Raw genomic sequence first — 21,377 nt, 5'->3', positions numbered from 1 at the left:
AAAAGTAAACAAAGCAACAATACCTAATTTTACCTGCATGAGAAGGCAAGGTTAGTCTGGGTAAATGCTGTAACGATTTAGATAGGGAGCGAAGGAGTCTAATGACTGTAAAAGCAAGTGGTGGAAGCTCAGTTGCACGTCCGCAACTATATCAAACTGTACCAGTCGCAACGATTTCGCAAGCTGAACAGCAAGACCGCTTCCTACAGCGGGGCGAACTGAGCGAACTGGCAACTTATTTCAGTTCCGGTGCTCTTCGGATCACGATTTCTGAGACGCTGACCAGAAACTCGGAACTGATTGTATCCCGTGCAGCCAACCGGATTTTTGTCGGCGGTTCCCCGCTGGCATTTTTGGAAAGACCAGCAGAACCTATGATGGCTGTGGCTGGCGCGAGTCGCGGCGGTTCTGGAAATGTGAATGTCTCTGAAGGCATGAAACTCGGAACTGTTACCTATGTTGAAGGTCGCGCAGGCGGCGGTGGCGGCAGCAAAGCTTCAGGTGGTGGTGGCGGATTCCTGGGCTTGGGAAATCTGTTTTCGACTAACGGCGGTGGTGGTGGTGGCCCAATCCCACCAGGATTTCAGCCGATTAATGTCTCGCGCTACGGCCCGAGCAATATGACCAAATCTCTGCGGGATTTGAGCTGGTTTTTGCGCTACATTACCTACGCGATTGTCGCTGGCGACCCGAACATTATTTCGGTAAACGTCCGCGGATTGCGGGAAATTATCGAAAATGCTTGTTCTTCGGCAGCTACAATTGTGGCAATGCAGGAAATGAAGGCTGCATCCTTGAATTATTTCAAGAATGATGAAGCAGCACGGACGATCGTTGCACAGTATTTTGACGTAGCAATTACTGAATTCAAAGCTCCCACACCTTCAGACAAGGTGCGCCAGCGCGAAAGCAAAGACCAACAAGGGCTGCAACTGCCTCAAATTTACTTCAACGCGGCCGAGAGACGATCGAAATTCGCGATGAAAACCGGTCTGTCTTCGAGCGAAAAGCAAGAAATAGTTAAAGCAGCTTACCGCCAAGTATTCGAGCGCGACATTACCCGCGCTTACAGCCAAAGCATTTCTGACCTCGAATCTAAGGTCAAAAACGGCGAAATCACGATGAAAGAGTTTATCCGCCGTTTGGGTAAATCTCCTCTGTACCGCCAACAATTCTACGAACCATTTGTCAACAGTCGCGCTGTAGAACTGGCCGCCCGCCACTTCCTAGGCCGCGGTCTGAGCTCGCGAGAAGAATTTAGCAAGTATTTTGCGATCGTCACCAAAGGCGGCCTAGCAGCCCTCGTAGACGCAATGGTTTATTCCCAGGAATATGCCGACTACTTCGGCGAAGAAACAGTACCTTACCTGCGTGGTTTGGGTCAAGAAGCTCAGGAATGCCGCAACTGGGGCCCGCAAATTGATTTGTTCAATTTCAGCGCTCCGTTCCGCAAGGTTCCTCAGTTCATCACCTTGTTTGCCGGCTACACTCAGCCGCTACCCGACCAGCACGTTTACGGCGTTGGTAACGACCCCTTAGAAATTCAGTTCGGCGCGATTTTCCCGAAAGAAACTCGCAACCCCAAGAGCCGTCCCGCTCCCTTCGGTAAGGACACTCGCCGCATCCTGATCCGTCAAGGTGCAGGTATTGAAAACCAACTCAGCAACCCGGATGCCCGTGGTAAGGCTCCAGGCTCTCTCGGCCCCAAGGTCTTTAAATTAGACCAGTTGCCAGGTGGCTACATTGCTCCCAAAAAAGCCACAGGCCGCGGTGGTTCGGGAAGCAGTTACAGCAGTGCTTCTAGTGTCAAATTTACCGAAAGCTCGACGCAAGCTGTGATTCGGGCTGCTTACCTGCAAGTGTTCGGTCGCGATGTGTTCGACGGCCAGCGCCAAAAGGTGGCGGAAATTAAGCTGGAAAACGGCGATATTCCGATGCGCGAGTTTATTCGGATGTTGGCGAAGTCTGATGTGTTCCGCAATATGTACTGGAGCAAGCTCTACGTTTGTAAGGCGATCGAGTACATCCACCGCCGACTGTTGGGACGCCCTACCTACGGCCGTCAGGAAATGAACGCTTACTTCGACATTTGCGCTAAGAAAGGTTTCTACGCGCTAGTCGATGGCATCATGGACAGCATGGAGTACAACGAAGCTTTCGGGGAAGATACTGTTCCCTACGAGCGTTATGTGACTCCCGCTGGTTTGTCGATGCGGACGATGCGATCGAGCTCCTTTGGTGAGAAAAAGGTCAATGTTGAGCCGGCGACAGAAACACCTCGGTTTATCGAATTGGGTGTTGCGAGCAATCTCGGCGATATCGAGCTGGAAAATCGCCTCGCTCAAGGTGTCAGCAAGCGGCGCGAACAAACTAAGGTGTTCAAGCTGACTGGAACTAACGACAAAGTAGCTTTGAAAACTTTAATTCAAGCTGCTTACCGTCAAGTTTTTGAGCGTGACATGAATGCGTATGTGAAGAATGAATTCACGGCTCTGGAAAGCAAACTGGGTAACAATGAAATCAATCTCAAGGAGTTCATTGAGTCTTTGGGTTGCTCACCACTGTACGTCAAACAATTCTACGCACCTTACCCCAATACTAAGGTGATTGAGTTGGGAACGAAGCACTTCTTGGGCCGCGCTCCCCGCAATCAAGCGGAGATTCGGACGTACAACCAAATCTTGGCAAGTAAAGGGATTAAGGGCTTTATCAACGCGATGTTGAACAGCGTTGAATATGCCGAAGCCTTTGGCGAGGATACTGTTCCTTACCGCCGCTTCCCGACTCTACCTGCTGCGAATTTCCCCAATACAGAACGGCTTTACAATCAGCTCACTAAGCAGAATGGTGAGTTGGTGGTTCCGAGCTTTGAGCCAGTAGCTGTTACTGACAGAAGCTAGATTTTGTTGAGGTTTGAGATGTTAAATTAGTTGTGATTTAATATCTCAAATTAGTTGAAGGGCTGGCGTTATTGCTAGCCCTTTTTTTGTATGATTTGGATGTTTTTAACCGCAGAGTCCGCAGAGGGCGCAGAGTGAGGGATGAAAGGGAAGTGAGGGATGGGCGATCGCGAATTAATTTATTCAAGTTGGTATAATTCTAGCATCCGTTTGATTTTTGGCAACTGTCTTTCAGATTTCCTAAAAGCCAGAAAAATGCGATTAGTAACAGCCTGTTCAGGTTTAAGCACAAGTGTCAATCGATTTTCTTTGACCCAATCTTCACACAAGTAGTCGGGAAGAATGCTGAAGCCAAATCCTGATGCAACGGCTTGTCTAATTGCTCTTAAATCGGGAATTATTAGTTTGGGTTGAACGTCGATTCTTCTGCCAAATACGACGCGCCAAAAGCGGCGGGCGATCGGCAATTCTTCGCTGTAAGCAATCCATTGTTGGGTTAGCAGCCATTGAGCGAGGGGATTTAAGTCTGCTTGGCTGATGCCTTCAGCAATCGGAATTTCTAGATTGGGCGGGCCGACAAGCCAAAAAGTCTCCTCGAACAATAATTGATATTCTATATCGGATAAAGTAATTTTTTGTGTGGCAATTACGATGTCGAGTTTTCCGGCTTTGAGTTGTGGGATTAATTCTGATGTTAAGCCAAATTGTACTGTGTAAAAAGTGCGATGATCGTCCCTAGGGAGTCGATCGAGCATTCGTTCGGTAAAATATTCTGGCGGCGTACCGATTCTAATGGTTTGCGGAGTTTCGGCTGTTGAGTTTTTGTGGGGAACTGATTCCAGTTTCTCGATCGCACCAGCAACTTGAGTATACAGTCGTTGTCCCGCTTCTGTAGGAAGCATTCGCCTCGGAGTCCTTTGAAATAAGGGATTCCCCAAAGCTGACTCCAATGCTGCGACGTGTTGGCTGACAGCCGGTTGGGTGAGGTGGAGAACTTGGGCGGCACCCGATACTGTTCCCACCCGATAAACCTCGATAAAGCTGCGATACCACTCAAAGTTAATCATATGCCGAAGGAAGAAGGAAGAAGGAAGAAGGAAGAAGGAAGAGGGAAGAGGGAAATGCAATTTAGGGCAATGGTTTCAGCAATTTAGAACATCCTGTAGCTTGGGTTTTTGGTATAAATAGATTTATACCAGCTCTAAAATTTTATAATTTGTATTTTAGATGAATTCGACCTAGAGTGAAACAACAGAGACAAAGACACCTGACAGCAAAAGCCATAAACTATGATTAGCCAAAAAGTTCTGATTGTTTTAACCAGCCACGATACACTGGGCGATACTGGCAAAGAAACTGGTTTTTATCTTCCAGAGGTGACGCACCCGTTGGATGCTTTTACTCGGGCTGGATTAACCGTAGATTTTGTTAGTCCCAAAGGCGGCAAAGCCCCGATGGTTGGGATTGATTTGGAAGACCCCCTAAATAAGGCTTTCCTAGACGATTCCGAGCAGGTTTTGCGAGTCGAAAATACGCTTAATCCGGCACAAATTGATCCGGCACAATACGGTGCTATTTTCTATGCTGGCGGACATGGGACGATGTGGGATTTTGCTGATAACGATCGACTGGCCCAGATGGCGGCTGCTATTTATGAAGCAGGCGGAATTGTGGGTGCTGTCTGTCATGGGCCGGCCGCGTTAGTCAATATTAAGTTATCTGATGGCAAATACCTGGTTGCTAACAAGACTGTGAGTGCTTTTACTAATGAAGAGGAAGCCGCTGTGGGATTGACTGAGATAGTGCCGTTTTTGCTGGAGTCAACATTAATCGAACGCGGGGCGAAGTTTACCAAGGTTCCTAATTTTGAGGTTTGTGTGGTGGCGAGCGAGAGACTCGTCACAGGCCAAAACCCAGCTTCCGCCGCAGGTGTAGGCGAACGAATGGTAGAATTGATGCAAAATCTACTGACTAAATAATCGATCGGGGCGGCTGCAATTGTCCGCCCTTTCTACATTCGGTTAACCGTATTCAAATAGCTGCTTTTAGTCGAGAACATTACCGCTAACTATTCGTCTTTGATTTTAAATCGCCAAATTCGCGATCGGCATAAACAGATGCTCTCCTTTCGGACACGGGAAATGATTTGACTCTCAGAATATTCCTGCTCATTTTCAACTTATTCAACTTAATCGAGAATTAGTTATGGCAAAAATATTTTTTTTGATTGAATAAAAAAAAAACGCCTTTTTTTTCTGGTTCAAAGCTTGACTTTGAGATTTCTGTGAAGTATCATTAGATAATGGGAATAGTGGAAAAAATAATTTTAAAGTTACCACTTCTATTATCTAATAATATAGCTCAAGATTCAAGCAGAGTCAATAGGTAATAGTTCCTTTTTTAGGCAATTTTTTTAACAAAACGAGACTTGAATTGCATAATCTTGGGATTTAGGAGAAAACCGTAGATGTCAGGGAGATAGACGGAGATAAACGCAGATGATTTCAAGAAGAATGATATGACTTTCACGAAAAAATGTAACTCGCTTGTAAGCTCCCAGTTTATAATTATTAAATCTCAGATGGTATGACCTAGATCGAGATATTGACCGCAAAATAAAACATCAGAATCAACGGGCAATTTGTTCGGATTCATACAATAGCTAAATGAAGAAGCTATTAGGGCATATTTTTTTGAAAGAGAGAACAGGGTATGGAACTAAATTTACAGAAATTTTATAAAGCTTGCAATCCCAGCTACACCCTGGCTGTAGCCAATGCAGAAGACAGACAATATTATATCGATTTTTCCTCTGTGCGGGGCGGGACAATCGTAGAACAATTGGAGCGCACCATCAGCCGTTTGTCGCCCGACTCACCTACCTGTCAATTATTCACCGGTCACATCGGCTCGGGTAAATCCACAGAATTGCTGCGCCTGCAAGCTCAATTGCAGGAGCAAGGATTTCATGTGGTTTATTTTGAGTCGAGTAAAGACTTAGACATGGCTGATGTCGATATCACTGACATTTTGTTGAGCGTGGCTCGTCAGGTGAGCGAAAGTATTGAGAAAATGAAAATCAAGCTGCAACCGACGGGTTTTAAAGCTTTGCTCAAGGGGGTTGCTGATGTTTTTCAAACTCAAATAGATTTGAAGGCTGAAGCTAATGTCCCCGGTTTGGGTGAATTCAATGCTAGCACTGAGGGAGAGTTTTCTTTGTCTTTGGGAATTGGCAAAATTACTGCTAAGGCGAAAGATGCTCCGAATTTGCGATCGGAGTTGCGGCAATATTTGGAGCCGCGGACTAATGTAATTTTAGATGCGCTCAATAAGGAGTTGCTCGAACCGGCAAATCAAGAATTAAAGCGCCAAGGGAAACAGGGACTTGTGGTAATTATCGACAATCTCGATCGCATCCACCTGTGCACCAAACCAACGGGGCGGATGCAGCCGGAATATCTGTTTGTCGATCGCGGGGAGCAGTTGGCAAGACTAAATTGCCATGTCGTGTATACAATTCCTTTGGTGCTGATTTTCTCTAACGATTTGGGCCAGCTTACCAACCGTTTCGGGGTCGATCCGAAGGTTTTACCGATGGTTCCCGTGCAGTTGAGCGACGCTTCTGAGTGTGCAGAGGGTATCGAATTGCTGCGCCAGATGGTTCTAGCGCGGGCTTTTCCGACGGTGCAGCCTTCTGGGCGTTACGCTTTGGTTGGCAAAATTTTCGATTCCGGGGAAACTCTCGATCGCCTTTGTCGAGTTAGCGGTGGTCATGTCCGCAATTTGCTACAACTACTCTATAGCTGTCTGCAAAAACAAGACCCTCCTCTGTCGCGGGAAACTTTGGAAAACGTGATTGTCCAACGGCGCCACCAGCTTAGTTTAGCGATCGAACCCGATGAGTGGAAATTGCTGCGCCAAGTATTTGCTACCAAAACTGTCAGCGGGGAAACTAAGTATCAAATTTTGTTACGCAGTCTTTGGGTTTTTGAGTACCGTTACGGCGAAGATTACTGGTTTGATGTTAATCCGATTTTAGCTGATGCAAAGGAGTTTCAGGAAACAGAAGATGCGGCGCAACAGCTTTAAATTGTCAAAAATTCAACACCCCAAAACAACTAGGTTTGTAGTGAGGACTTTAGTCCGCATCAATTTCTGATAACTCGCCTTCCTCACTAGAAACCAAGACGCCAAAACAACTAGGTTTGTAGTGAGGACTTTAGTCCGCATCAATTTCTAATAACTCGCCCTCCGCACTAGAAACCAAGACGCCAAATTAACTAGGTTTGTAGTGAGGACTTTAGTCCGCATCAATTTCTAATAACTCGCCCTCCGCACTAGAAACCAAGACGCCAAATTAACTAGGTTTGTAGTGAGGACTTTAGTCCGCATCAATTTCTAATAACTCGCCCTCCGCACTAGAAACCAAGACGCCAAATTAACTAGGTTTGTAGTGAGGACTTTAGTCCGCATCAATTTCTAATAACTCGCCCTCCGCACTAGAAACCAAGACGCCAAATTAACTAGGTTTGTAGTGAGGACTTTAGTCCGCATCAATTTCTAATAACTCGCCCTCCGCACTAGAAACCAAGACGCCAAATTAACTAGGTTTGTAGTGAGGACTTTAGTCCGCATCAATTTCTGATAACTCGCCTTCCTCACTAGAAACCAAGATTATTATTTTCTGGAACCGTCGCAGCGGACGATTGTCTGCTGCAAGTTACCCTAAATCCTTGGCACTGCATTCATTGAGAACAATATTTACTAGATTATGATGTTAGTTGCAACAAAATCAATAATTTGATTGAAGTTTATTGAGTATTTTTTCAAAAAATGGTAGAAAAAGCAGTACAATAAATAAACAAAAATTAGTTAGATACTTCCTTATTCCTGCGGTCAACTGTCAACTGTCAACTGTCAACTGTCAACTGTCAACTATGATTAAAGGCACTACTAAACTGCTCGGAGTAATTGGTCATCCGATCGCACATTCTCTGTCGCCGGCGATGCACAATGCTGCTATTGCCCATTTGGGAGTCGATTTTGTTTACCTCCCATTGCCGGTCAAACCACAGGACTTAAAAGCTGCTCTTGTAGGGTTTGGGGCGATCGACCTTCGGGGATTTAGCATCACGATTCCTCACAAACAAGCCATTTTACCGCTGCTGGCGGATGTTTCTCCGATCGCCCGGGCGATCGGCGCAGTCAATACAGTCTATCGAACTGACAAAGGTTGGTGCGGCACAAATACCGACGTAGAAGGCTTTCTCGCGCCGCTGCAAACTTCCCCAACTCCCCCTTGCTCAGGGGGGGCTGAAGACGATCGACCAGCCTTAGAAAGCTCTGATTCCCCCCTTTACCAAGCTACCGCTAGGGGGGGTTCCGATTGGAGTCAGAAAGTAGCGGTAATTTTGGGGAATGGCGGGGCGGCGAGGGCTGTTGTGGCTGGATGCGCTCAATTGGGATGTGCAGAAATTCACGTTGTCGGCCGCAACGCCCAAAATTTAGCAGAATTTCATGACAGTTGGGTAACTTCTCCGATGCCGGTGCAGAATTTGCAGGTGCATACTTGGGATAATTTGTCAATGTTAATGTCGCAGGCGGATTTGCTGGTGAACACTACGCCTGTAGGGATGTACCCGCACGGGGAAAAGTCGCCGGTTTCTGCTGTTGCGCTCGATCGAATTTCCGCAGGTGCGATCGTCTACGATTTAATTTACACCCCGAATCCTACTCAATTTCTCAAAGATGCACAGCTTCGGGGGGCGCGAGCCATTGACGGACTCGAAATGCTAGTTCAACAAGGAGCAGCCGCCTTAAAAATTTGGCTCGACACAGAATCAGTCCCCGTCGATGTGATGCGCCAAGCCTTGCGGGAGCATTTAGGTTTAGACTAATGCCTGTTGTGGAAAAATTAGCTGTGGCCTCAAACAAGGCGATGCTTTTTAGAAGAGTCAACTTAAGTAATTAAGGCGGGAAATTCGCGAACAGCTATAGCTACCCTTCACGGACTTTTTGATGACAATAAAGAGCGATCGCTTTTTTACACATCCAATACTTGTTCTGCTGTCAGGGCTAATTCTGGAAAAGTCCGGGAAATAATTCGCTCATTTCCTCGGAAAGCAGTCATTTTATAAACGCCATTTTCATCAAGCAAGTAAACAAAAACTGTAGGTACTTTCGGATTACCCAAATAATCGCGACTCCCCAAAGCTAAATAATCTACAATCCAGTATTCAGGAATTCCCAGGCGCTGATATTCATCCAGCTTGTCAATATAATCATCTTCCCAATTTGTCGATACAACTTCTACAACTAATTGCAGCGGTTCAGTTATGGCTGAGTGGGCGAAAGGCTTCGATTCCCATAGAGTTTTATCTATTACACTAACATCAGGATGGCGGCCTTGTTCTCTACCATTTGAGGTTAAAGTCCTCACCATAATTCTGCCAGATACCCAGTAGTTGAGCTTGAGTCTTCTCACTTCGTCTTTGAAAGTATCTGAAAGAAATTCAGCCAGAGTCTCGTGCAATCTTATGGGTAATATTCTCACAATCTCTCCATTAACAAGTTCATAGCGGCCTTCTTCGTCGGGAAGTTGCTTGACAAATTGCTCAAAACTGAGGTTTTTCTTAAGTTGGGTAGGAGTTGTGGTCATGGTTGATTCTCATTTATCTATATTTTTAAGACTATCCTGCAACTATTTTAACATACTGTTTTAACACAGGCTGCATCGTGAAAACGGTTTCAGCTTCACAGGTCGATCTTGCTATCATTCCCCGTCTTTCTAAGGATTGTATTGCTGTGAAAAAGTCGGCTTGCGAACCTTGACATTTTGCCATCAATTCGGTAAGCGAGACAGGTTCGATTTCGTTGCTTATTTGAGCGATCGATCGCCTGTTTCTAAAATAATCAGACCGTGGCGAGCGCTCTTGGGGTTTGGGATTATAAAATTTACTAACCTGCGTCAGATTGTGTTATTATTTGAATGATCAAGCCTCTCACAGCTAGTCAAGCATCTTCAATAATCAAAACTTAACAGAGACAATTTATGAGTTTAACATCAATCTTGTCAGATCGAAATAATCAAGAACTTCGAGACAAATTCAAGACAGAATTTTTAACACCATCTTTTAAGTTAAAGGCGGAACTTAAAGCACCGCCATTGACAACTAATTATGGAATTGTTGGAACAGCTTTTGACTATTTACTTCGCTTTTATTTACAGTACCACAATAAAGACACTTGTATTCAAAGAAATTCTTGGGTTGCAGATGATTCATTTAAAAAGCTATCTTTACATTTAAAGTCAACAACAGGAGAAGTAGTGACAGGCTTTCGTGGTGACAAACTATTTGAAAAATCAGACCTTTTAGGAATCATTACCGATCAATATGAACAGACAAAGATTAATTATAATAATTATGTTGACAATGGACAGATAACTGATGAATTAATTGGCAATACAATTTTTCTTGCGAAACTTGATGGATTTTATAGAGCAGGTCTTATCGATGAAAATTTCGACAATTACAAGTATGAAGATATCAAAGATATAAAATCACTCATTTCACTTCTTGACGATAAAAACTTCCAAGCAAAAGACAAATGCTATTTGAATCCAACGTTTGGTGCAGGCTCAAGCTTAGTTCGTGGTGCAGATGCCGATCTGATTATTGACAATACTCTAATTGACATAAAAGTAACTAAAAATCTTAAACTAGACAGAAATTATCTTGACCAAATTTTAGGGTATTATATTTTATCACTTATTGGTGGTGTAAATAGTAATCCAGATGACAAACCAATTGAAAACATCGGAATATATTTTGCGAGACACGGAGAATTGTTGACTATTCCTCTTGTTCAATTTGGCGACAGACAAAAATTTGAGATTTTCAAAGAATGGTTTATTTCTTATCTTTCTAGCCCGAGAGGAAAGTTATTAGATATGGCGCTACGGAAAGAAAAAACACAACAAGAAGATCAGAAGACCAAATCAGATGCAAAGAAAAAAACTCCAAATAAAAAAACATCAACTGAAAGCAAAAAAACTAAGACAGTGACCAAATCAAAACCAGCGATCGCAAAAAAAGAGGACAACAGCGAAAAAGAAAGTAAGTAAAACTTTGCCAAATTAAAACAAGCCGTATTCCTGGGAGACAGAGAGTTAGTAGTCAATTAAGTATCCTGTCTGTAATTATTGCCATTCTTTATCTTCCTGGTAATGACTTAACATCACCTCAGCCTGTTCTGCTAAAATGCGCCGTCTCTCTTCAATGGGCAATTTCATAAACTCGCGACGGCTGGGATATTGAGCAACTGAATGTATTTCTAAAACTTGAGCATTAGACTGTATTTGTGTCTGACACTGATACAGTGCTTCTAATAGCTATGACTCTCTTTCAGACTGTTTTTCGCGACGCACTTCTCGGACAATTTCACAAATCTCCTCGATTGTCATCGGATTTGGATCGGGTGGTAATGAATCTATACGTCGCCGCAACTCTTCCCAGTCGAAACCTGCTTTGACCTTCTGAAAAACCATGCTATCTTCTGTAATTGTCACTGTATATCGATCGCCCGATTTGAGTTGACTTTCAATCTCAGGCGGGATTTCCAGCTTACCTTCAGAATTCACAGCAACAGTAATCTTATATTTCCGAATATATTCTCGCAAATGTTCAACAACTATATCTTGCACAGTTTCTGGCAGAGATTCCATGATTTTGACCAAAGTGGCGATCGCGCTTGATGACATCAACTTATCCTCCAATCTTGTTAATAGTTCTGAAACTAAATTATTAATATCAGGACTTACGTATAACCAGTGAAAAACAGATGCTGCGATTGCTTCGCTAAGAGCTCGCAATGACAGAAACACGTTATTGATGGTTAAGTCCTGAATATGTAGCGTTCACTAATTTTACCACAAACTTATCCTGTCATGCCAGTTACTCGATGAACGCACTACCCCCGCCCTCTCAACTCGAAATAGCCTATAATCAAAGCAGCCTGCAAAAATCCCATTCAGCATATTTCCTGTAAAAATAATCACAATAGTCAAAATCAACAACAAGCAATTATGAGCGGTACTGTCACATCCCCCAACAACCTCAAGCAGCAACGATCGCCCTCAGCGGCCATTACACCCCCCAACAGTTCCGTGTTGGCCGACTTTATACAAGAAACACTCGCCTTAACCAAGCGCCTGTTTATTCAACTACAGCGCCGCCCCTCCACCTTAGTTGCAGGAATTATTCAGCCGCTGATGTGGTTGGTTTTGTTCGGAGCTCTGTTTAAAAATGCACCCGCCGGCTTATTCGGCGAAAGCCAGAATTACGGACAATTTCTCGGCGCTGGCGTGATCGTTTTTACTGCATTTGCAGGGGCGCTGAATGCCGGTTTACCGATTATGTTCGATCGCGAATTCGGATTTCTCAACCGCCTATTAGTCGCGCCGCTGGCTTCGAGATTTTCCATCGTCCTCGCTTCGGCGATTTTCATCGTCACCCTCAGCTTTATCCAAACAGGCACAATCGTTACAGCGGGAGCCTTTCTGGGTTCGGGATTACCTGGAATTGCCGGACTAGGGGCGATCGCCCTGATTGTCCTACTATTAGTTTTGGGAGTCACCGGTTTAAGTCTCGGTTTAGCCTTCGCTCTCCCCGGCCACGTAGAATTAATCGCAGTGATTTTTGTTACCAACTTGCCGCTGTTATTTGCCAGCACAGCCCTCGCGCCGCTGTCATTTATGCCAGACTGGCTGCAAGTTGTCGTCACTCTCAATCCGCTGAGTTACGCGATCGAACCCATCCGCTATTTGTACCTCCACAGCGATTGGTCGCTAGCTAGCGTCGTGATGCAAGCTCCTTGGGGTACAGTTACCTTTGGAGGAGCCTTATTAGTGCTGCTGGCGTTTGATTTGGTGGCGCTCCTCAGCATTCAACCACTGCTACGGCGACGGTTTGCTTAAATAAAACGGCGGTTGAAACCGCGTCTACAAAAACCAAGTCCGCCGGACGCCGACTGAAAAAAACGTAATTTCAACGGCCTGGTCTTCTTCAACCCGCGGAGGCGGGTTTTGTCTGTGTAGACGCGGTTTCAACCGCCCGGTCTTCTGAAAAAAACAACCTAATTTCAACTGTCCGGTCTTCTTCAACCCGCGGAGGCGGGTTTTGTCTGTGTAGACGCGGTTTCAACCGCCCGGTCTTCTATGTCCTGCAAGCCCGATCGCGATCGAAGTAATATAATATTTAGCCACCAGTCAGAATATTGTTGAGATACAATTGTTTTTTTGAAAGTAAGACTAATAAATTATGAACACCAAAACTGCTAAATCGAGTAAATTGATGGTTCGGATTGCTGCGAGCGCGATCGCCACCTGTGCAATATTCTCACCTCAAACAACCTTCGCCCAAGCCAGCGGTTTAAATAATAATAGCGTCCAACCGCTGCAAGACTTTCAAACCAAAGACAACACCGACCCTTTTTCCGGCCGCAGCAGCGGAGGCGGAATATTTGATTTAATTCACAGATCCAGATTTGGAAACGGCCGCAGCATCGAAGAATTCAATACCGAACAGCGCCAAAATTTGAACGATGCGGCCGCAGAATTTCGCAACAAACAGCGCCAACTCCTGGAAAAACAAGCAGCACCTGCACCAGGGGCGATCGCACCAGCAGAAATTACCGTCCCTTAAACTTACAACTACTGTTTGTTTATTTCTATAGTCCGCGTCGGCGGACTTTGTTTGTCTAAACGTGATTTCAATCGCCCAATTTAAATCACTAAATACTTTAACTAACAAATCCCCCAAACACCGCCATACCGTAGTATTTCCAAGGAACTGCTACAGTGTCAAATCCAGCATTTGCCAGCATTTCCAACTGTACCGCAAGTGTCGCTAGGCGATCGGGATTAGAGTACCCATAGGACACACTCGTACCCACCTTTGCCCGAATTGCAGCTAAAGTTTCCCCCTGACTTAGCGCCCAATCTTCTCGCGCCGCTTGATAAATATCCTTCATTGCTGCGGATTCTGCCAAAACCGGATCAGCATTCCAAAAACAGCCACCAGCAGCTAAACTTTCGCGAATCCGTTGAAACAATTTCAGCTTCATTTCGTCGTCAAGATGATGAATTGCCAGAGATGAAATGCCTGAATTGAATTTATCCCCCAATCCAGAAAAATTTGGATTGTTCGCCCATTCTCCAAAATCCAATTCTATACCAGTCCACCTAGAAGCGTATCCTGCCGACTCTATTTTGGCGCGGGCAAAATCAAGCATTCGCCGCGAATAATCCACAGCAACTATTGACGCAGACGGGTAGCGTTGCAGAACTTTTAAACTCAGTTCCCCCGTACCACAGCCTAGTTCTAAAATGCGGTGGTTAGCGCTAGCAATGCAGCCTACTAATACATCCAGCATTTCGTCATATTTAGGTAAAAGTCGCCGAATACCAGTATCAAAATCCGCCGTATTGACGAAAACTTCTCCCGGAAAAATTTCGCGCGCAGGTGAGACAGTAGAGTCAGAATTCACGATCGCCAATTATAGACTACAACCCCTATCCTAACCGATATCAAGCAAAAACTAAGTAAGGACACCGCACTGCCGTCTGCTTACCCGAGTACCTGTACTTCACTCAACTGAGAGCAGTTATAAAGTTATGCGTACTTTTACGGACAAGTGAAACACTCGCGGTAAACAAGAATTAACATTTCTTCCACTCTCATATCTTGCCCCACAGCAAAATACTCTGAAAAAGCAGTGTTATGTTAGTAGTGCATCAAATCAAATTAAATCAAGATTAAACCTCACGCTTGAGGATAGGATGAAAAAGTGGATTTCTCGCAGTCTGGCTGCCATCAGCCAATTAATTTACAAGCAAATTCTGGTAGCAGCCCGCATGGAATCTCACGGGATTTCCGGCGCAATTCAAGTCACAAAATCAACTTACGATATCTTGCAAAATAAGTATTTGTTTGAAGATAGAGGAATTATCCACGTCAAAGGTAAGGGCGATATGAATACTTATTTGCTTAGAGGCAGATTAGTTAGGGCAGTTTCGGCTTAATTTGTTTATCATATTATTAAGGAGAAGACTGGGCGGTTGAAACCGCTTCTTGTCAAACTTTCACGCGCCTGGTGCGGGTTGAAGACTGGGCGGTTAAAATTACGCTGTTTTCTTTCTTCAGTCAGCGTCGGCGGACTTTGTTTATCTAGGCGCGGTTTCAAGCATACGCCCGATCTTCGTTGACAAACCCAAAATTTATTGGGATCAACCCGGTTTCTTTTCCGATATCCTAAATGAGCCATTTGTACAATAGTAAATTTTATGTCAGTGCGTATTTTATCATTCTTGGGTTTTTTCAAATCTCGATTGTCTAGGCAAATAGCTTTGTGGGTATTTGCTAGCATTTTGGTTATAGAGGGGATTATTTTAGTTCCCTCTTATTTTCGGCGAGAAAATGAGCTTTTAAATCAACTAGAACAGGTGTCTCGGGTGACTGTTGAGTCCCTAGAGGTTTTGCTCAAAGAAGATATTTACGATCGCACTGTGTTGGAAGAACAAGTTAAAAATATTACTAAGGATTCTCAAGTAGTATTAGGACTATCTATTTACCAAGCTAACCATCAGCTAATATATACACTTGGTGAACCACCAGAAATTAATATAGATGAACGAAATAATAATCGTATAGTTCGCAAAAAAAGTGCCAATGGCCAGCGCTATGATATTGCTTGGACAGAGCGACATTTAGGAGGAGATTATACGTTAATTGTTCGACATGATGCTTCTACTGTTCAACCGGAACTCTACGCATTTATCGGACGCATTGCTGCTCTAGTTATCATTATATCAGCTTTCGTCACTTCTGTGACTATGCTTTTTTTAGGGGCGACAGTAATTGCACCTATCTTGAGACTTCGCGATGACTTAATCGCTGCGGGAGTTGCTTTGAGCAAAGATCGAGAAAAACCTGATTTTTACTCTCTATCTGTCAAGCGCGATGACGAATTGGGAGAAGTCATGGTGGCTTTTAATCAAATGTTTCAGCGAGTATATAAGGAAATCGCCCAGCGGAAACAAGCTGAGGAAATATTGCGCGCCGAACAAGAAAAATCGGAACGCTTATTGCTAAATATCTTACCCGAAATGATTGCCGATCGCCTAAAACAAGGGCAAATCAATATTGCCGACGGATTTGGCGAGGTGACGGTGCTGTTTGCGGATATTGTCGGCTTTACGGAGATATCTTCCCGCACGTCTCCGGAAGAATTAGTCAAATTGCTCAACAAAATATTTTCAGCTTTCGATCGCTTAAGCGAAAAATACGGCTTAGAAAAAATTAAGACGATCGGTGACAATTATATGGTAGCAGGCGGTTTGCCGCTTCCCTCCACAAATCATGCAGAATCTATTGCCGAAATGGCGATGGAAATGCAGGAAGAAATCATGAAATTTCGCGACGAATGCGGTGCGCCTCTCAATATCCGCATTGGAATTAATAGTGGGCCTGTTGTCGCAGGTGTCATCGGCACTAAAAAGTTTATTTATGACTTGTGGGGAGATGCTGTGAATACTGCAAGCCGTATGGAATCGCAGGGACTTCCTGGAAAAATTCAAGTGAGTAACTCAACTTATGAGTTGCTGCGAGATAAGTATGTGTTGGAAAAACGGGGTAAAATTAATGTTAAAGGCAAAGGAGTAATGACGACTTATTTGCTGATTTGTCGGAAATTGTAGCTGCTTTAACTGGTCATTAGTCATTGGTCATTAGTCATTGGTCATTAGTCATTAGTCATTAGTCATTAGTCATTAGTCATTGGTGATTGGTAATTGGTAATTGGTAATTTTGTTGCAGCCGAGGCAGAGCCTCTAGATGTCGCTTCCCAGGCAGAGCCTAGGAACCAGTTTAACTAAGCTTGTTTTTGAAGGAACCGCGAAGACGCTAAGGACACGAAGGAAGAAAAGAGCAGAATAAAGAAGAATAAAAAGATAGAAAAAATTTATATTTGAGTTGAAAGCGCTGTGTGAGAATGCTAGTTGATATTAGTTTTAGGGGCAATGATGACGATAGATTTAGAACATGATTCTTCTGGTTCACCGATTTGGCAGCCCTTCACCCAAATGAAAACTGCTCCTACACCGCTGAAGGTGATTCGCGGCAAAGGATCGCTGCTGGAATTAGAAGATGGGCGGCAAATTCTTGACTGCATTTCTAGTTGGTGGGTGACAATTCACGGGCACAGTCATCCGGTTCTCGCTGAGGCTCTTTACGAACAAGCAAAAAATTTAGAACACGTCATCTTTGCTGGATTTACTCACGAACCTGCCGAGAAACTTGCTGAAAAATTGATAACTCATACGCCTGATTCTTTAACGCGGATTTTCTTTTCTGATAATGGTTCGACTGCGGTTGAAGTGGCTTTGAAAATGGCGTTCCAATATTGGCGAAATCTGGGAGAAACTAACCGCACTAGGTTTATTAGTTTTGAGGGAGGTTATCATGGCGATACTGTGGGGGCGATGTCTGCGGGCAGAAGTTCGCTGTGGTGGGAACCTTTTGCGCCTTTAATGTTTGCTGGGGATGTTGTGCCTTTTCCTGCAACTTTTGACGGCGATGAGGAGGTGGAAAGCAAGGAGATGCGGTGTTTGGAGAAACTGGAGTCTTTGTTGAAGGGGGGGAATGGCTATGCGGGGATTTTTATTGAACCTTTGGTGCAAGGTGCTGGGGGAATGCGAATGTGCCGCCCTGAGTTTTTGCGGGCGATCGCACAAATGGCCCGCCAGTTTAATGTATTGTTGATTTACGATGAAGTGATGACGGGTTTTGGGCGCACGGGCGAACTGTTTGCCTCTGTTAAATCTGCAACTGCACCTGATATCCTGTGTTTGTCTAAAGGATTGTCTGGCGGCTGCTTGCCAATTGCTGTCACAATGGCATCGGAGGATATTTATCAAGCTTTCTGGCGAGATGAATCGGACAAAGCTTTTTATCACGGTCATTCTTACACCGGAAATCCCTTAGCTTGTGCGGTGAGTGTAGCATCTATGGAGCTTTTGGAGCAAAACCCAAATGCTTATCGAGGAATGGAAAGTCTACACCATAAATACCTGAATCAATGGCTGATCGATCATCCTAAACTCGAACGGATTCGGACTTGCGGTACTATCGCAGCAATGGATGTGAAAACGGCAAGCGTTTCCGGTTATTTTAATGACATCGCCCCTGTATTGAAAGCCAGATTTCTCGAAGCGGGTTTTCTGCTACGCCCCTTGGGAAACACGCTTTACTTGATGCCTCCCTACTGCATTTCTCCTGATGAATTAGAATCGATTTATCGAGTAATTCGTCAGGTTTTGGATACTTTGTAAACTCTTAATTTTTAGTAATGAATTTACCCAATTGGAAGGATTTGGCTGATGACTCGCTGGCGGGAAAATGTCTCTCTCGCGAGCAATCTTTAGCCGTATTGCGCGCGCCGGATCAGGTTTTGCTGGAACAATTGAACGCTGCTTATCGGGTGCGCCGCCATTACTGGGGAAACCGCGTCAGGTTGCACTATTTGCTAAATGCTCAAAGTGGCCTTTGTCCTGAAGATTGCCATTATTGTTCTCAGTCGAAAATTTCAACTGCGGAAATTGAAAAGTATCCGCTGTTAGCTAAGGAAAAAATTCTGGATGCAGCCCAACGTGCGGCTGATTTAAAAGCTGGTACGTTTTGTTTGGTGATTTCTGGACGCCAACCTAGCGCATCTACTTTCGATCGCGTTTTGGATGCTGTAGAAACCGTCAAAGCCAATCATAACCTGAAAATTTGCGCTTGTTTGGGATTGTTGAGCGAGGAGCAAACTCACCGTTTGGCTAAGGCTGGAGTCGATCGCGTAAATCACAATCTCAACACCTCCGAATCATACCACAAAGACATCTGCACAACTCACACTTTTGCCGATCGCACAGAAACCGTCGAAAACGTCAAAGCAGCCGGAATCACCACTTGTTCCGGCGGCATTTTGGGGATGGGCGAATCCGATGATGATGCGATCGATTTAGCGCTGTCGTTGCGGAATTTGGGCGTTACCAGCGTACCAGTCAACTTTTTCATTCCAATTCCCGGAACACCCTTTGCGGAGGTTAATCGCTTAAATCCGCGCCAATGTCTGCGAATTCTCTGTTTGTTCCGATTTTTGCTTCCCAGCCAAGAAATTCGGATTGCTGGGGGACGGGAGGTGCATTTGCGATCGCTACAACCTTTGGGACTCTACCCTGCTAATTCGATCTTTGTAGGCGATTATCTCACAACTCCCGGACAAGCGGCCAATCAAGATTGGGATATGATTCGAGATGCGGGATTTGCGATCGAATCCCCCGAAGATCAGGGATTTGCGATCGAATCCCCCGAAGATCAGACGGCGGTTGAAACCGCGTCTAGATAAACGATGTCCGCCTCCGCGGACTCAAGAAAATAACATAATTTTCACCGCCCATTCTTCAACCCGCGGAGGCGGGTTTTGTCTGTGTAGACGCGAATTCTATTCGCCCGGTATTCTTTAATCAATCAATCAATCAATCAATCTCAAATAATACAATAGGGGAAATTGTGGACAAACGCGAAGAAATTACGATCGCAGAATACCAGACAACCGCCGAATCTTTCCGAGAAGGAACATGGCATCACGACGTATCCCAAAATCGCGATGCACTGACCGCTGCCATGCCGCGCAACCCCGGTAAAATCCTCGACATAGGATGCGGGCCAGGACGAGACTTAGTAGCCTTCAAGAGCCAAAAACATACAGTTGTAGGCTTAGATGCAACTCCAGCTTTTGTAGAAATAGCCAAGAAGTTATCCGGCTGCGAAGTTTGGCAACAATCATTTCTAGAACTAGACTTACCAAAGGCAGAATTTGACGGTATTTTCGCCAATGCTTCCCTAATTCACGTTCCCAGCGACAAAATGGTAAAAGTCCTCCAAGACTTGCACAAAACATTAGTAATTGGCGGTGCAATTGTCATGTCAATGTGTCGAGGAAATTGGGAAGGATACGACGAACGGCCGACAGGAAAACGGTATACTGCGGGATGGGAATACGAAACCTTAACACCCTGTTTAGAACAAGCAGGATTTACCATTGTCAGCCACTACTATCGCCCTCCCGGCTTGCCTCACGAAGCCCAATCTTGGGTAGTAATCGTCGGCAAAAAAAATCTAACGTAAATTGGAAATTGCGAATCTTTCCCCTCTCTTCCTCTGCGCCCTCTGCGCCCTCTGCGGTAAAAAAAACCAATTCAAAAAATTACAGACGATTGTTGTATACTGTTCCATAGTCAAAAAAACCAACTTCTGCACAAATTAAAACAAAATTAATGTCAGGAACCTCAGCTATCAGGCATGAGGCTTGTAAGAAATTCTTGCCAGCCATCCTGACCAGCCTCAGACTTCCCTTAGTCTACGTTTTTTGAGTCACGACACCCTGGGATGCGTAGCTAGTCCCCTGCCCTGTCATTTGCAGTTAAACAGTTTTAAGGTCACTGAAACAGTGCTGCAAGTCTAACAAGCTCTCAAAACATTGGCGAAGCTAACTTTACCCCGCAAGGGAGTTTTGGAGACAACCATATCTCCACGGAGGGGCAACCATACCCCTCTTTCCCAAAAGGGAATATCAAGCCGTCCTATAAGGACGGGGTTTCTACCCATTTTTCTGATGACAGATAAATCCCACATCTTTTTAGCGGGTGCTAGCCGAGGCGTTGGCTTAGAAATCGCGAAATGTCTGGTAGCACAAAAGATGCAAGTAACTGCACTTTTGCGATCGCCCGCGAACCGTACCGAATTAGAAGCAATGGGCATCAAAGTCATGACAGGCGACGCTTTAGACGCTGCGGCTATCGAAGCTGCGATGGCTGGAAGCGAACCAATCCATGCTGCAATCAGCACCATTGGCGGCCTACCACAAGATGGAGAAAGAGCCGATTATTTGGGCAACAAAAACTTGATTGATGCTGCTGTCAAAGCAGGCGTGCAAAAATTTATTTTAGTCTCATCCATCGGTAGCGGTAACACTGCCGCCGCTTTACCGCCGCAAGCTTTAGAAACATTGCGCCCGGTGTTAATTGAAAAGGAAAAAGCCGAAAATCATTTGATAGCAAGCGGCATGATTTATACTGTGATTCGTCCGGGCGGATTGAAATCGGAACCTGCAACGGGTAATGGTGTTTTAACAGAAGATTGTCGAATTGCGGGAACAATTCATCGGGCGGATGTCGCGCAGTTAGTTTGTCAGTGTTTAGTTTCCGATGCTGCTAATCATAAAGTTTTGTCGGCGGTTGACAAGCAAATGGTTTACGGCAATTTAGAATATGAAGTATTAGGCTGGGAATAAAAAGGCTATTAGTTCGTAGTACGGACTTTAGTCCGCAAATTGGATGAAGCGGACTAAAGTCCGCACTACGAACGAACTGTT

General features: G+C 44.8%; 16 protein-coding genes and 1 pseudogene. 13 read left to right on the top strand and 4 right to left on the bottom strand.

What is annotated here, in order from left to right; genetic code table 11:
* The first annotated feature begins 101 nt into the window (after nucleotides 1-101).
* Complete coding sequence (locus QZW47_RS03535) at nucleotides 102-2,900, top strand: phycobilisome rod-core linker polypeptide (protein WP_293123994.1); 2,799 nt, start codon at nucleotides 102-104, stop codon at nucleotides 2,898-2,900.
* Between the two features lie 179 nt (nucleotides 2,901-3,079).
* Here QZW47_RS03535 and QZW47_RS03530 read toward each other — a convergent pair whose 3' ends face one another.
* Entirely contained in the window at nucleotides 3,080-3,967 is an 888-nt protein-coding gene (locus QZW47_RS03530) for a LysR family transcriptional regulator (RefSeq protein WP_293123991.1), read from the bottom strand.
* A gap of 222 nt (nucleotides 3,968-4,189) precedes the next feature.
* Here QZW47_RS03530 and QZW47_RS03525 point away from each other — a divergent pair, with 222 nt between their 5' ends.
* The 3 genes from QZW47_RS03525 (at nucleotide 4,190) to QZW47_RS03515 (ending at nucleotide 8,797) form a co-directional block, all read left to right on the top strand.
* Entirely contained in the window at nucleotides 4,190-4,879 is a 690-nt protein-coding gene (locus QZW47_RS03525) for a type 1 glutamine amidotransferase domain-containing protein (protein ID WP_293123988.1), read from the top strand.
* Between the two features lie 733 nt (nucleotides 4,880-5,612).
* The gene (locus QZW47_RS03520) at nucleotides 5,613-6,989 is read left to right on the top strand and encodes an ATP-binding protein (protein WP_293123984.1); all 1,377 of its coding nucleotides are present in this window, start codon (nucleotides 5,613-5,615) and stop codon (nucleotides 6,987-6,989) included.
* 848 nt (nucleotides 6,990-7,837) lie between these two features.
* Nucleotides 7,838-8,797 (top strand): shikimate dehydrogenase, encoded by a 960-nt coding sequence (locus QZW47_RS03515; protein WP_293123981.1) that lies wholly within the window; start codon nucleotides 7,838-7,840, stop codon nucleotides 8,795-8,797.
* Between the two features lie 146 nt (nucleotides 8,798-8,943).
* Here QZW47_RS03515 and QZW47_RS03510 read toward each other — a convergent pair whose 3' ends face one another.
* Complete coding sequence (locus tag QZW47_RS03510; protein ID WP_293123978.1) at nucleotides 8,944-9,558, bottom strand: Uma2 family endonuclease; 615 nt, start codon at nucleotides 9,556-9,558, stop codon at nucleotides 8,944-8,946.
* 393 nt (nucleotides 9,559-9,951) lie between these two features.
* Here QZW47_RS03510 and QZW47_RS03505 point away from each other — a divergent pair, with 393 nt between their 5' ends.
* On the top strand, nucleotides 9,952-11,025 hold the full coding sequence (locus QZW47_RS03505) for a hypothetical protein (RefSeq protein WP_293123975.1): 1,074 nt from the start codon (nucleotides 9,952-9,954) through the stop codon (nucleotides 11,023-11,025).
* Nucleotides 11,026-11,292: 267 nt separating this feature from the next.
* On the opposite strand, the gene QZW47_RS03500 is transcribed toward QZW47_RS03505, so the two are convergent.
* The gene (locus QZW47_RS03500) at nucleotides 11,293-11,661 is read right to left on the bottom strand and encodes a hypothetical protein (RefSeq protein ID WP_293123972.1); all 369 of its coding nucleotides are present in this window, start codon (nucleotides 11,659-11,661) and stop codon (nucleotides 11,293-11,295) included.
* 324 nt (nucleotides 11,662-11,985) lie between these two features.
* On the opposite strand from QZW47_RS03500, the gene QZW47_RS03495 reads away from it, so the two are divergent.
* Nucleotides 11,986-12,876: an ABC transporter permease gene (locus QZW47_RS03495; RefSeq protein ID WP_293123969.1), complete on the top strand. Its 891-nt coding sequence runs from the start codon at nucleotides 11,986-11,988 to the stop codon at nucleotides 12,874-12,876.
* Between the two features lie 343 nt (nucleotides 12,877-13,219).
* Nucleotides 13,220-13,603: a hypothetical protein gene (locus QZW47_RS03490; protein ID WP_293123966.1), complete on the top strand. Its 384-nt coding sequence runs from the start codon at nucleotides 13,220-13,222 to the stop codon at nucleotides 13,601-13,603.
* Nucleotides 13,604-13,700: 97 nt separating this feature from the next.
* On the opposite strand, the gene QZW47_RS03485 is transcribed toward QZW47_RS03490, so the two are convergent.
* A complete protein-coding gene (locus QZW47_RS03485; RefSeq protein WP_293123962.1) occupies nucleotides 13,701-14,447 on the bottom strand; it encodes a trans-aconitate 2-methyltransferase in 747 nt (248 codons plus the stop codon).
* 358 nt (nucleotides 14,448-14,805) lie between these two features.
* Here QZW47_RS03485 and QZW47_RS03480 point away from each other — a divergent pair.
* The 6 genes and pseudogenes from QZW47_RS03480 to QZW47_RS03455 form a co-directional block, all read left to right on the top strand.
* Nucleotides 14,806-14,982 (top strand): annotated as a pseudogene (locus QZW47_RS03480) (adenylate/guanylate cyclase domain-containing protein); the annotation flags it as partial.
* 261 nt (nucleotides 14,983-15,243) lie between these two features.
* Entirely contained in the window at nucleotides 15,244-16,656 is a 1,413-nt protein-coding gene (locus QZW47_RS03475) for an adenylate/guanylate cyclase domain-containing protein (protein ID WP_293123959.1), read from the top strand.
* Between the two features lie 321 nt (nucleotides 16,657-16,977).
* On the top strand, nucleotides 16,978-18,288 hold the full coding sequence (bioA, locus tag QZW47_RS03470; protein ID WP_293123955.1) for an adenosylmethionine--8-amino-7-oxononanoate transaminase: 1,311 nt from the start codon (nucleotides 16,978-16,980) through the stop codon (nucleotides 18,286-18,288).
* A gap of 17 nt (nucleotides 18,289-18,305) precedes the next feature.
* The gene (bioB, locus tag QZW47_RS03465; RefSeq protein ID WP_293123952.1) at nucleotides 18,306-19,349 is read left to right on the top strand and encodes a biotin synthase BioB; all 1,044 of its coding nucleotides are present in this window, start codon (nucleotides 18,306-18,308) and stop codon (nucleotides 19,347-19,349) included.
* 164 nt (nucleotides 19,350-19,513) lie between these two features.
* Nucleotides 19,514-20,131 (top strand): bifunctional 2-polyprenyl-6-hydroxyphenol methylase/3-demethylubiquinol 3-O-methyltransferase UbiG, encoded by a 618-nt coding sequence (locus QZW47_RS03460; protein WP_293123949.1) that lies wholly within the window; start codon nucleotides 19,514-19,516, stop codon nucleotides 20,129-20,131.
* Between the two features lie 487 nt (nucleotides 20,132-20,618).
* Complete coding sequence (locus QZW47_RS03455; RefSeq protein ID WP_293123946.1) at nucleotides 20,619-21,296, top strand: SDR family oxidoreductase; 678 nt, start codon at nucleotides 20,619-20,621, stop codon at nucleotides 21,294-21,296.
* Nucleotides 21,297-21,377: the final 81 nt, after the last annotated feature.

This window comes from Microcoleus sp. bin38.metabat.b11b12b14.051 (assembly GCF_013299165.1).
GTDB lineage: Bacteria > Cyanobacteriota > Cyanobacteriia > Cyanobacteriales > Microcoleaceae > Microcoleus.
The sequence above is the reverse complement of the archived record's forward strand: the minus strand, read 5'-3'. Positions and strand labels throughout refer to the sequence as shown.

Excerpts from the sequence above, each read along its gene's own strand:
- QZW47_RS03535 (WP_293123994.1), top strand. The coding sequence starts at position 102 with ATGACTGTAAAAGCAAGTGGTGGAAGCTCAGTTGCACGTCCGCAACTA.
- QZW47_RS03530 (WP_293123991.1), bottom strand. The coding sequence starts at position 3,967 with ATGATTAACTTTGAGTGGTATCGCAGCTTTATCGAGGTTTATCGGGTG.
- QZW47_RS03525 (WP_293123988.1), top strand. The coding sequence starts at position 4,190 with ATGATTAGCCAAAAAGTTCTGATTGTTTTAACCAGCCACGATACACTG.
- QZW47_RS03520 (WP_293123984.1), top strand. The coding sequence starts at position 5,613 with ATGGAACTAAATTTACAGAAATTTTATAAAGCTTGCAATCCCAGCTAC.
- QZW47_RS03515 (WP_293123981.1), top strand. The coding sequence starts at position 7,838 with ATGATTAAAGGCACTACTAAACTGCTCGGAGTAATTGGTCATCCGATC.
- QZW47_RS03510 (WP_293123978.1), bottom strand. The coding sequence starts at position 9,558 with ATGACCACAACTCCTACCCAACTTAAGAAAAACCTCAGTTTTGAGCAA.
- QZW47_RS03505 (WP_293123975.1), top strand. The coding sequence starts at position 9,952 with ATGAGTTTAACATCAATCTTGTCAGATCGAAATAATCAAGAACTTCGA.
- QZW47_RS03500 (WP_293123972.1), bottom strand. The coding sequence starts at position 11,661 with ATGTCATCAAGCGCGATCGCCACTTTGGTCAAAATCATGGAATCTCTG.
- QZW47_RS03495 (WP_293123969.1), top strand. The coding sequence starts at position 11,986 with ATGAGCGGTACTGTCACATCCCCCAACAACCTCAAGCAGCAACGATCG.
- QZW47_RS03490 (WP_293123966.1), top strand. The coding sequence starts at position 13,220 with ATGAACACCAAAACTGCTAAATCGAGTAAATTGATGGTTCGGATTGCT.
- QZW47_RS03475 (WP_293123959.1), top strand. The coding sequence starts at position 15,244 with ATGTCAGTGCGTATTTTATCATTCTTGGGTTTTTTCAAATCTCGATTG.
- bioA (WP_293123955.1), top strand. The coding sequence starts at position 16,978 with ATGATGACGATAGATTTAGAACATGATTCTTCTGGTTCACCGATTTGG.
- bioB (WP_293123952.1), top strand. The coding sequence starts at position 18,306 with ATGAATTTACCCAATTGGAAGGATTTGGCTGATGACTCGCTGGCGGGA.
- QZW47_RS03455 (WP_293123946.1), top strand. The coding sequence starts at position 20,619 with ATGACAGATAAATCCCACATCTTTTTAGCGGGTGCTAGCCGAGGCGTT.